The organism is Mesorhizobium sp. M7A.F.Ca.US.005.03.2.1, assembly GCF_003997795.1.
In the GTDB taxonomy this organism is placed as follows: domain Bacteria; phylum Pseudomonadota; class Alphaproteobacteria; order Rhizobiales; family Rhizobiaceae; genus Mesorhizobium; species Mesorhizobium ciceri.
Map to the genome: position 1 here is coordinate 1 of NZ_RZRP01000141.1, position 10004 is coordinate 10004.

Genomic DNA, 10004 nt, shown 5'->3' on the forward strand with positions numbered 1-10004 from the left:
GCTGGCGGACTTTGGATCTGCCCAGTGTCAAGCGCAATGCGCGACGCTTTGCCGATGCGCTGGATGCAGGCCGGAATGGCGATCCGTCGTTCCGGCGCGCCGCCGACATGCAGAAGCTGATCGACGCAGCCTTTGAGAGTTCAGCGGCGAAGCTGCCGATTTCGGTCGCTTGAAGCTGGCCGGCTTGTGCCGGCCAGACGTGATCTTTGCTGATATCAGAATGCGCTCGGCACAATCCACGGATTGATGCTGATGCCGAGCCGCGGGCCCTTGCCTTCAGCGGTGTTTTCCGTGGCACCCTTCTTCTCGACCGAACCGGTCGAAGCGCAATCGAGCTTCAGATTGGTCTTGGTGTCAACGCAGGCCGCCACCGGCGCATGCTTGACCGGATGGGTGGTGTTGGCGGCGAAAGCCGAGCCCGAAAGTGCCAGCACGGCGGCGAGGGTGAGGAGTGTCTTTTTCATTGTCAGTCTCCGGTTTCCGGGTCGAATTCAATTCGTACCGACGGGTGAATTTTTCTCGTACATGTACGATAGACTGTACATATACGCCGTCGATTGGGAATTCAAGGGAAAACCGTACGCGTACGATAAATTTTTCGTTAACCAAGAAATCCCCCCAGGGTCTGGCTGGGGCGGAGAGAAAATATGGAAATGAAAGGGAACGGCGTTCAGCAGTTGACCGGTGTCTCGGTCAATGGCGGGACGTTTTGCGTGCTGAGCGTGGCGAGCGTGAAATCGCACATCCGCTTCACGAAGGCCTGCGGGTCGCCGAAGGGGTAGAATGGAAAGGTGATGAGCAGCGAGATCGTGCCGTGGCCGACCGCCCACAGCATGGTGGCGATGGCGCGCGGATCGCCCTGCAATTTTCCGGCGGCAACGCAGGCCTCGACCCGGCTGATCAGCGCCTTCATCGCCGGGTTGCTCTCTTCCATGTCGTCGTAGCTCCTGCCTTCCGGCAGCTTGGTCTTTTCGGTCATGAATACGGTGCGGTATTCGTTGGGATTGCCGAGCCCGAAGGCGGCATATTCCGTCATCACCGCCTGCAAGGCTGCGATCGGATCATCGGACGGATGCTCCTCGATGCGGCGAGCAAGCGTCTCGAATGCGTCCTCGGCCAGAGCGAACAGGATGTCCTGCTTGTCGGCGAAGTAGGAATAAACGGACATCGGGGCGTAGCCGACCCGCTTGGCCAGCTTGCGGATGGTCAGGCCCTCATAGCCCTCTTCCTGGACAAGCTTATGCGCGGCCTCGAGCAATTCGGAGCGCAGTTCTGCTTTTTGTTTCTCGCGGCGTGTCTGGACGCTCTGCGGCAAGATCTGGTGCCTTCGGTTGGGTTGGTGGCTGGCTAAATTATATACGCTGTACGGAAACGGACAAGGGCACGGGAAGTTCCCAAACGGTATGCTTCGGATCGTGCCGACGCTTGTCGTAATTTGGCAGCCCCGTGATCAGCACCGTTCCTCTCTCGAAATGGCCCATCACGCCTCCCTGTCGATCAGTTCTGCGGCAAGACACGAAAGCAGTTTCACCGCCTCGCCATAGGTTTTCGCCTTCTCGGGATTGGAGGCGTTGCCGTCCAGCGCCCGCTTGAAGACGCCCTGGCAGATGGCAGCCAGCCGGAAGAAGGAAAAGGCGAGGAAGAACGTCCAGTTGCCGATACCGGTGAGCCCGCGCCGCCGGCAGTAGGCGGCGACGTAGTCCTCTTCGGAAGGCAGGCCGAGTGCGGAACGATCGATACCGCCCAGGCCGCGAAAGCCGGAAGCGTGCGGCAGCCGCCATTGCATGCATTGATAGGCGATATCGGCGAAGGGGTGGCCTGATGTCGAAAGTTCCCAGTCGAGCACTGCCAGAACCGTTGGCCGGTCCGGCGCGAAGATCAGATTGTCCAGCCGGTAGTCGCCATGGACCAGTGAGATCCGGCCGTCATCTACGGGCATATGCGTTTCCAACCAGGCAATCAGCCGGTCCATGTCGGCGACGGTGCCGGTTTCCGAGGCACGGTACTGGCTCGTCCAGCGCGCCAGTTGGCGCTCGAAATAATTGCCCGGCCGGCCGAAATCGCCGAGCCCCACAGTCTCGACATCGACCTCGTGCAGGGCGGCGAGGGTGTCGTTCATGGCATCGTAGATGGCGGCGCGTTCATCATTGTCGCCAGCCTCCGGCAGGGCCGGATCCCAGAAAATGCGGCCGTCGAGGAAATCCATCACGTAGAACATGCGGCCGATGGGCGAGCCTTCCGCCGACAGGTGCAGCATGGCAGGCACAGGCACGGCGGTGCCGGCAAGCGCGCTCATCACCCTGAATTCGCGGTCGACCTGGTGCGCCGATTTCAGCAATTGCCCCGGCGGCTTGGCGCGCAGCACGTAACGGCCGCTTGCCGCCGTCAAAAGGTAGGTCGGGTTCGATTGGCCGGATTTGAACTTCTCGACTGCAGCAAGCCCGGAAAAGCCCGGTATGTTCGCCTCGAGGTAAGGCGCAAGCGCTGCCTGGTCGAGAACGGGATCACTCATGCCGTCTCGGGCTGGCGTTCGATCAAGGTCAGCGTCAGCCAGCGCGCGGTCAGTGCCGGCTTCTTCGAACCCTCGATCTCGATCGTCACGTCATGCGCGGTCTGCACCCAGCCCGACGGCCTGACCTTGACGTCGGCCAGCACGAAACGGGTGCGGATGCGCGCGCCGGTTTTCACCGGCGCCAGGAAGCGCAGCGAATCGAAGCCGTGGTTGACGCCCATCTTGCCGTTTTCCAGCGGCGGCATGGTCTCGAAGGTCATCGCCGACAACAGCGACAGCGACAGGAAGCCGTGCGCGATGGTGCCGCCGAACGGCGTTTCACGCATCGCCCGCTCCGGATCGCAGTGGATGAACTGATGGTCGTCCGTGGCGTCGGCGAACTGATCGATCATGCGTTGCGTGACCACCCGCCACGGCGACACGCCGACCTCCTTGCCGACACTGGCCAGAAGCACATCGAGACTGATCGGTTCCACGCTCATGTCCTCCAGTTCACCCCCGGCTTCTGTGGCCGGAAAATGTCATTCCTTGAACAAGGTCAGCCCATGCTGCACCGACTGTCCGCCGTCGATCGGCAGGATGGCGCCAGTGACATAGCTGCCTGCACGGCTGCACAAATAGAGCGTTGCGCCGGCAATGTCATCCGGTGCGCCGATACGGCCGATCGGAACATGGCTGCCGACGTGCCTGGCCTGCTCATCCGTACCGGTGGCGAATGCCGTCATCCGGCTCTGGAAGGGGCCGGGGGCAAAGGCGTTGACGGTGATGCGGCGGGCGGCGAACTCGATCGCCAGTGTGCGCGTCAGATGATGAACCGCAGCCTTCGAGGCGGTGTAGGAATAGGCGTCGTCGGCCAGCGGCTGCGTGCCCATTACCGAACCGAGGTTGATCACCCTGGCCGGATCGGCGTCGCTGGCGGCGGCATCGAGCAGCGGCAGCAATTCGCGCGTCAGGTGGAAGACCGCGGTGACGTTGACGCCAAACACCTTGGCCCATGCCGAATAGGGGAAGCTTTCCAGCGGCGCGCCCCAGGAGACGCCGGCGTTGTTAACCAGAATGTTCAGCCGTTCGGTGCGCGATTTGACCTCGGCGACGAGTGCGGCGATGCCGGCTTCGCTGGAAACGTCGCCGACGAAGCCGTCGGCCCGGCCCGGTGCACCAAGCTGGTTCAACTCTTCGGCGACCTTGATACAATCCTCGCCCTTGCGCGACGCGATCATCACGCTGGCGCCGGCCCTGACCAGCGCGGTCGCCGCCATGCGGCCGATGCCGGTCGCCGCACCCGTCACCAGCGCGGTCTTGCCGGCCACCGAAAACAGTTCGTCCAGATAGCTCATCACAATTCTCCGCGCTCGGCATGCGGGCAAACAGTTCGTTGACAAGGCTATCCGAAGTACGGTCATCCTTGCCACTGACAAAATGCCTGGCGTGTATGAAGGGTTAGCGACCGATGACGGAGATGAATCTCGGCATGACCGAGCGGCTGAAGCCAATCCAGGCGCGCGTCGCGGCCATGGTGCGCGACGAGATCATGCCGCTCGACCATGAATTCCTCAGCGAAGTGGGCAAGGCAGGCAACCGCTGGGTCTACAGTGCGCGTCAGAGCGAGATCCTCGAAGGGCTGAAGAAGACCGCAAGAGAGCGCGGCCTGTGGAATTTCTGGCTGACCGGCTCGGAACGCGGCTATGGCCTTTCCACCGTCGAATACGCCTATCTGGCCGAAGAGATGGGCAAGGCGCATCTCGGCGCCGAGACCTTCAACTGCTCGGCGCCCGACACCGGCAACATGGAGGTGCTGGAGCGATACGGCTCGGCCGACCACAAGAAAGCATGGCTGGAACCGCTGCTCGACGGCAAGATCCGCTCGGCCTATCTGATGACCGAGCCGGATGTCGCTTCATCCGATGCCACCAACATTGCCATGCGCTGTGAACGCCACGGCGGCGACTATGTGCTCAATGGCGAGAAATGGTGGGCTTCGGGCGCCGGCGATCCGCGCTGCGCCATCTACATCGTCATGGTCAGGACCGGGGGCGATGACGAGCCGCAGCACCGCCGCCATTCGATGATCCTGGTGCCATCAGACACCAAAGGCGTGACCAAGGTGCGGGCCATGCAGGTCTATGGCGATGACGACGCGCCGCATGGCCACATGCATCTTCGCTTCGACAATGTGCGCGTACCGGCGTCGAACCTGATCCTCGGCGAGGGCAGGGGGTTCGAGATCGCGCAAGGGCGGCTCGGTCCCGGCCGCATCCACCACTGCATGCGCGCCATCGGACAGGCCGAGATGGCGCTCGAGATGCTGTGCCAGCGGTCCGTGCGCCGCGAGGCATTCGGCCAGAAGCTGGCAAAGCTCGGCGCCAATTTCGACATCATCGCCGAATGCCGCATGGAGATCGAGATGGCGCGGCTGCTCTGCCTCAAGGCGGCGTGGATGATCGACCAGGGCGATGCGCGGGCCGCTGCTCCCTGGATCAGCCAGATCAAGGTGATCGCACCGCGCGTCGCGCTCAAGGTCACCGACGAGGCGGTGCAGATGTTCGGCGCGCAAGGCATCAGCCAGGACACACCGCTGGCGCGGTCGTGGACGCATCTGCGGACCTTGCGCCTTGCCGACGGGCCGGACGCCGTGCATCGCCGTCAGGTGGCGCGGACGGAGTTGAGGAAATACACGCAGGAGAAGGTCTGAGCGCCGGCATCGTCATGCGGGCGCGACCCGAGGCTCGAGCGAGGAGTGTTCCGATGACCGTCCCATCCGAAATGAAGGCGCTGCTGCTTGTCGGCGATGGCTACACCAGGAGGCCGAGCGGCAGTGTGCTGGAGGCGATGGAGCCCTATCTCGAGCCGGGCAGCATCGCGGTGCCGACACCAGGCCCCAGCCAGGTGCTGATCAAGGTCAGCCTCGCCTCGATCAATCCGTCCGATGTCGCCTTCGTCAAGGGCCAGTACGGCCAGCCGCGTGCCAAGGGCCAGCCGGCCGGCTTCGAGGGTGTCGGCATTGTCGTCGCCAGCGGGGACGAGCCCTATCCCAAAAGCCTGATCGGCAAGCGCGTGGCCTTTGCCACCGGCGTCACCAACTGGGGCTCGTGGGCTGACTATGCCGTCGCCGAGGCGGCTGCCTGTATCCCGCTGCTCGACACCGTTCGCGACGAGGACGGTGCGGCGATGATCGTCAACCCGCTCACGGCGCTCGCCATGTTCGACATCGTCAAGGAGGAAGGCGAGAAGGCCTTCGTCATGACCGCCGGCGCCAGCCAGCTCTGCAAGCTGATCATCGGCCTGGCCAGCGAAGAGGGTTTCCGGCCGATCGTCACCGTGCGCCGCGACGACCAGATCGCGGCTCTGAATGCGCTTGGCGCGGCGCACGTGCTCAATGAAAGGGCGACGGATTTCAAGGCGGCGCTGCGCGAGGTGATGAAGGCCGAACAGCCGCGCATCTTCCTTGACGCGGTAACCGGGCCGCTTGCCTCCGCCATCTTCGACGTCATGCCGAAGCGGTCGCGCTGGATCATCTATGGGCGGCTCGATCCCGAAGCCACCGTTATCCGCGAGCCCGGCCAACTGATCTTCCAGCACAAGCATATCGAAGGGTTTTGGCTGAGCGAGTGGATGCGCCAGTTCCGCGACCGTCGCGGCCCGGCGATCCTGGAGGCGCAGAAGCGTTTTTCCGATGGGCGCTGGTCGACCGACGTGACGGCGGTGGTGCCGCTTGCCGAAGCAATGGCGCGGCTGCCAGCCGAACTGGCCAAGCCCAACGGCAAGGTGTTCATCCGGCCTTGAAGCGTGGAGAGACACTATCGCCCGCTGAGCGGTTCCGTGCTTTTGAGCAGTGCGACAAGCTCGCTTTGCTGGCGGGTTTCGGTCTTGGCAAAGATCCGTTCGAGATAGCCGCGACCGGTTTTCACGGTAATCCTGGAACTCGCTGTAGCCTCTTTCAGCGACAGGCCTGACGCCAATGCCGTGGCGAGCCGGGCTTCGGCCAATGTCAAGCCGAACAGGCCGCGGATATGCGTCTCGAAGCTGTCCGGAATGCGCCCGGCGACTTCGGTGACCATGATCACCGCGCAGCGCTCCGATGCCAGGCCATAGGCGCGGGCATCGACGAATGGCGCGACGGAGAGCACCAGCCGTGTCCCACCGGATCGCTGGCGATCCGACGGGACACGCAGTGTCCCACCGGTCCCTTGCAGCACACCTTCCCGCAACGCACAGGCATCCGCGACCAGCCGCTGAAGCTCTCGCGCGTCCGTGGAACCGGAAACAACGATGGCGCCGTCCTTCAGCGCCAGCGGACTGTCGGGCCGCGATAGCATCGCTTCGGCAGCCTCATTCATTTGCGCTATATGCCGGTTGGCGTTGACCAGGAACACCCCGAAGGGCAGGTGCGAAAAGGCCGATGCCAGCGCCGAGACGTTCCCCAGGCGCCTGCCGATCTGCCCCGCGCGCAGCACATGCGGCACGATTTTCCGCAACAGCTCGACGTCGCTGGGGCCGAATGCTTCCTGTCTGGAGCCGCGATGGATGTCGAGTATCCAGTGTGCGTCGTTGGCGGACAGCAAGTTACAGACCAGCCCGTGATGCATGTCGCGCGGCCTCAGCCAGTCTTGCCAGAGGTCGCGGCTGCGGAACGCTGTCTCCTCGTCCGACGCTGGCCAATGACCCACCGCACCGAGCGGGATGGAAGCCAATGTGCGAGCCACCGGATCGCCGAGGAAGGCTTCGATGCCCATTGGCGAACTGAGTTCCGGATCCGGGTTGGATGCAATCGCGCCAAGCGCCTCCGGGCCGAAGCGCACGATGCAGGAGCGAGAGCCGCCAAACAGGTCACGCAGGCCGGCTATGGCATCGAACCAGCGGTGCTGATCGTAGGCTGCTTCGTAAATTTGGCCGACCACGACGGCTACCGCTTCTACGCTGACGTCCGCCATTGGGTGTTGCGATCTTTCAGATGCCCACAGTTTCGTAAACAAGACTAACATACGGAAGCTCTCGCGCAAGTTGCGCTGCCGCCGGAGCGGTTTGCTCTTCCCCGGTCGGTCTCGCGGGCTCTGAAAGTCGCCTGCTGTCGGCAAACCACCTGTGGCAATCCGGTAACATTCATCCCAAGAAAGCGTGTACCCCGGTCATCTGACGGCTGTGAAAGGCGGCCGCATTCGATCAGCCCTTGGCAGGAAACACCGATATTCGCTTCGGCCTCCTGTTGAAGGCGACCAGTCGGGATTTGCGCAAGGGCGGGACATGAATCTCAGCAATCGAAATCACCGATATCGCAACCGCTTGCTGGTCAGCACGGCGATAGCCGGGGCAACACTGCTCGGCTTTGGCCAGAGCGCCGAGGCCGCCTGCGTGCCTGTAGTATCACCCAACTATGTCTGCTCCGGCGCCAACACGACCGGCCAGCTCGTCCCCACCACGGTCGGCTTGCCGTTGGATCTCGGCGATTTCATCGCCCTTGCTCTTGCTCCGGCCAACCCTTCCGTCACCACCGATCCCGGGTTCAGCGTCACCACCAGCGATCCCTACGCTCTCGGCATATTGGGCAGCGGCGCGGTCAGCTACACCGATGCCAATGCCTCGCCACTGACCTCGACGACCGGCATCGGCCTTGGCGTCGTGTCCCTGGTTCCGCAGGCCGCGGACCCGTATTACGGACCAAACCCGGGCGGCGCGGTCGCCATCGACACCAGCGGCGCCGTGACCGGCGCTTTGATCGGCCTTGCCGCCATCAACACCGGCGACGGCGCGACCACCGTCAAGGCTACGGGCGACGTCACGGCGACAGGTGCCAACAGCTATGGTCTCTTCGCCTATTCGCAGGGCTCGGTCGCCACCGTCACCACCGGAATGGTGAGCGGCAAAAAGAGCGCCATCTATGCCGTCAATCAGGGTACGACGGCCGATCTCAGCATAGCGGCCAATGGCGATGTCATTGGCGGAACGCTCTACGGCATCTATGCGATCAATGGTGGGCGACAGTTCGATGTCGTCAACACGATCTTGAACGGCACGGTAACCTTTGTTTCTGGCCCGCCTGCAAGTGCTGGCAAAGACCTGACGGTGACGGCCAACGGCAAGGTCGACAGCGGCAACACCGGCATCTTTGTCGAGAACTATGGCACCGGCGCCACAAGCATCACAACCAAGGGCGCGGTGACCGCGGCAGGTCTTTACGGTATCTATGCCTTCAGCGGTGGAACAGACCTGACGATCGACGCCGTTGCGGTCAGTGGCGTCGTCTATGGCATTTATGCCGACAACAAGGGCACCGGCAGCACCAGCATAACGGCGAAGGCCGCGGTGACCGGGACAAACGATACCGGCATCTACGCGTTCAACGACGATACGACGACGGCCGGCCTGACGGTCGACGCGATGGCGGTCAGCGGTGGCAAATACGGCATCCATGCGGAGAACAGGGGCGCCGGCGCAACCAGTGTTACCGCCAAGGGTGCCGTGACCGGAACCGATCGCGTCGGCATCATTGCCGTCAACGCTGCTCTCACGTTCAATCCGGACGGCACGTTTGCCGGCGTGGCAAACACGAACGCCACGGATCTGACCGTCGACGTCATCGCGGTAAGCGGCGGCAAGACCGGCATCTATGCCCTGAACACCGGAACCGGCGCCACCAGCATTACGGCGGCGGGCGCCGTGACCGGGACAGACGATTTCGGCATCAATGCGGTCAACAGCAGCACGGCGACGGGCTTGACGGTGAATGCAACGGCGGTCAGCGGTGGCGGCACCGGCATCTATGCAAGGAACTACGGCACCGGCGCCACCAGCATCACGGCGACCGGTTCAGTGATCGGGACAGACGGCGACGGCATCAACGCGCACAACGACAGCACCGCGAAAGACCTGACGGTCGACGCCATGTCGGTCAGCGGCGACGTCATGGGCATCGATGTCATCAACTATGGAACCGGCGCCACCCGGGTCAAGGCGACGGGCACAGTGACCGGCACAACCAATTTCGGCATCTACGCCATCAACGGCTCCTTGACGACGGGAGGCCTGAAGGTTGACGCCGCGGCGGTCAGCGGCAGCATTTACGGCATCTATACGGAGAACAGCGGCGGGGCCACCACCAGCATCACGGCGACAGGCACGGTCGAAGGCGCCAACGCCGCGATCATTGCGCAGTCGAGCGTCGCACAGGCGATCAGCATCAGCCTTTCCGGCGCCACGCGCAACAGCGCGCAGACGGCCACGGCCCTGGCCGTCTTGACCGTCGGTGGCTCAACGGCCCTCACCAATGACGGCACGCTGACCGGCCGGTCGACCTTCGTGGTCTGGACGATATGGTGACCAACAACGCCATTTGGACAACCGGCGGGACCAGCCTGTTCGGCGCCGGCAATGACAGCGTCATCAACGGTGCCGGCGCAATGCTGACCACAGCCAGCAATGGCGGGATGATCGAAGCCACGACCTTCGACGGGCTTGCGCAGCTGACCAGCTCCGGCCCGCTGACCATGCAGGATGG

The 10004-nt window shown here is 63.4% G+C and carries 10 protein-coding genes; 4 read left to right on the top strand and 6 right to left on the bottom strand.

Features of this window, described 5'->3' with window-relative positions; genetic code table 11:
- Positions 1-215 precede the first annotated feature (215 nt).
- From EN991_RS10690 to EN991_RS10715, 5 genes are all read right to left on the bottom strand, one after another.
- Positions 216-464, bottom strand: a complete 249-nt coding sequence (locus EN991_RS10690) for a DUF680 domain-containing protein (protein ID WP_013529664.1) — start codon at positions 462-464, stop codon at positions 216-218.
- A 206-nt stretch (positions 465-670) separates the two neighbouring features.
- Positions 671-1315 (bottom strand): TetR/AcrR family transcriptional regulator, encoded by a 645-nt coding sequence (locus EN991_RS10695; protein ID WP_013529665.1) that lies wholly within the window; start codon positions 1313-1315, stop codon positions 671-673.
- 165 nt (positions 1316-1480) lie between these two features.
- Positions 1481-2512 carry a phosphotransferase family protein gene (locus EN991_RS10705; RefSeq protein WP_063168970.1) on the bottom strand — a complete coding sequence of 344 codons (1032 nt, stop codon included), beginning with the start codon at positions 2510-2512 and terminating at the stop codon, positions 1481-1483.
- Positions 2509-2994: a MaoC family dehydratase gene (locus EN991_RS10710; RefSeq protein WP_263484965.1), complete on the bottom strand. Its 486-nt coding sequence runs from the start codon at positions 2992-2994 to the stop codon at positions 2509-2511. The genes EN991_RS10705 and EN991_RS10710 overlap by 4 nt, the downstream gene beginning before the upstream one ends.
- Positions 2995-3033: 39 nt before the next feature.
- A complete protein-coding gene (locus EN991_RS10715) occupies positions 3034-3849 on the bottom strand; it encodes an SDR family oxidoreductase (protein WP_127368717.1) in 816 nt (271 codons plus the stop codon).
- 113 nt (positions 3850-3962) lie between these two features.
- On the opposite strand from EN991_RS10715, the gene EN991_RS10720 reads away from it, so the two are divergent.
- Together EN991_RS10720 and EN991_RS10725 are read left to right on the top strand one after the other, a co-directional pair.
- A complete protein-coding gene (locus tag EN991_RS10720; RefSeq protein WP_127368718.1) occupies positions 3963-5204 on the top strand; it encodes an acyl-CoA dehydrogenase family protein in 1242 nt (413 codons plus the stop codon).
- Positions 5205-5257: 53 nt separating this feature from the next.
- Positions 5258-6295, top strand: coding sequence for a zinc-binding dehydrogenase (locus tag EN991_RS10725; protein WP_127368719.1), 1038 nt, complete (start codon positions 5258-5260; stop codon positions 6293-6295).
- A gap of 14 nt (positions 6296-6309) precedes the next feature.
- Here the strand turns inward: EN991_RS10725 and EN991_RS10730 are convergent, their stop codons facing one another.
- Entirely contained in the window at positions 6310-7443 is a 1134-nt protein-coding gene (locus EN991_RS10730; protein ID WP_127368720.1) for a helix-turn-helix transcriptional regulator, read from the bottom strand.
- Positions 7444-7753: 310 nt separating this feature from the next.
- On the opposite strand from EN991_RS10730, the gene EN991_RS10735 reads away from it, so the two are divergent.
- Together EN991_RS10735 and EN991_RS10740 are read left to right on the top strand one after the other, a co-directional pair.
- Positions 7754-9826 (top strand): hypothetical protein, encoded by a 2073-nt coding sequence (locus EN991_RS10735; protein ID WP_127368721.1) that lies wholly within the window; start codon positions 7754-7756, stop codon positions 9824-9826.
- Positions 9823-10004: hypothetical protein (locus EN991_RS10740; protein WP_206519186.1), on the top strand; the 182-nt coding region annotated here is incomplete at its 3' end. The genes EN991_RS10735 and EN991_RS10740, both read left to right, overlap by 4 nt.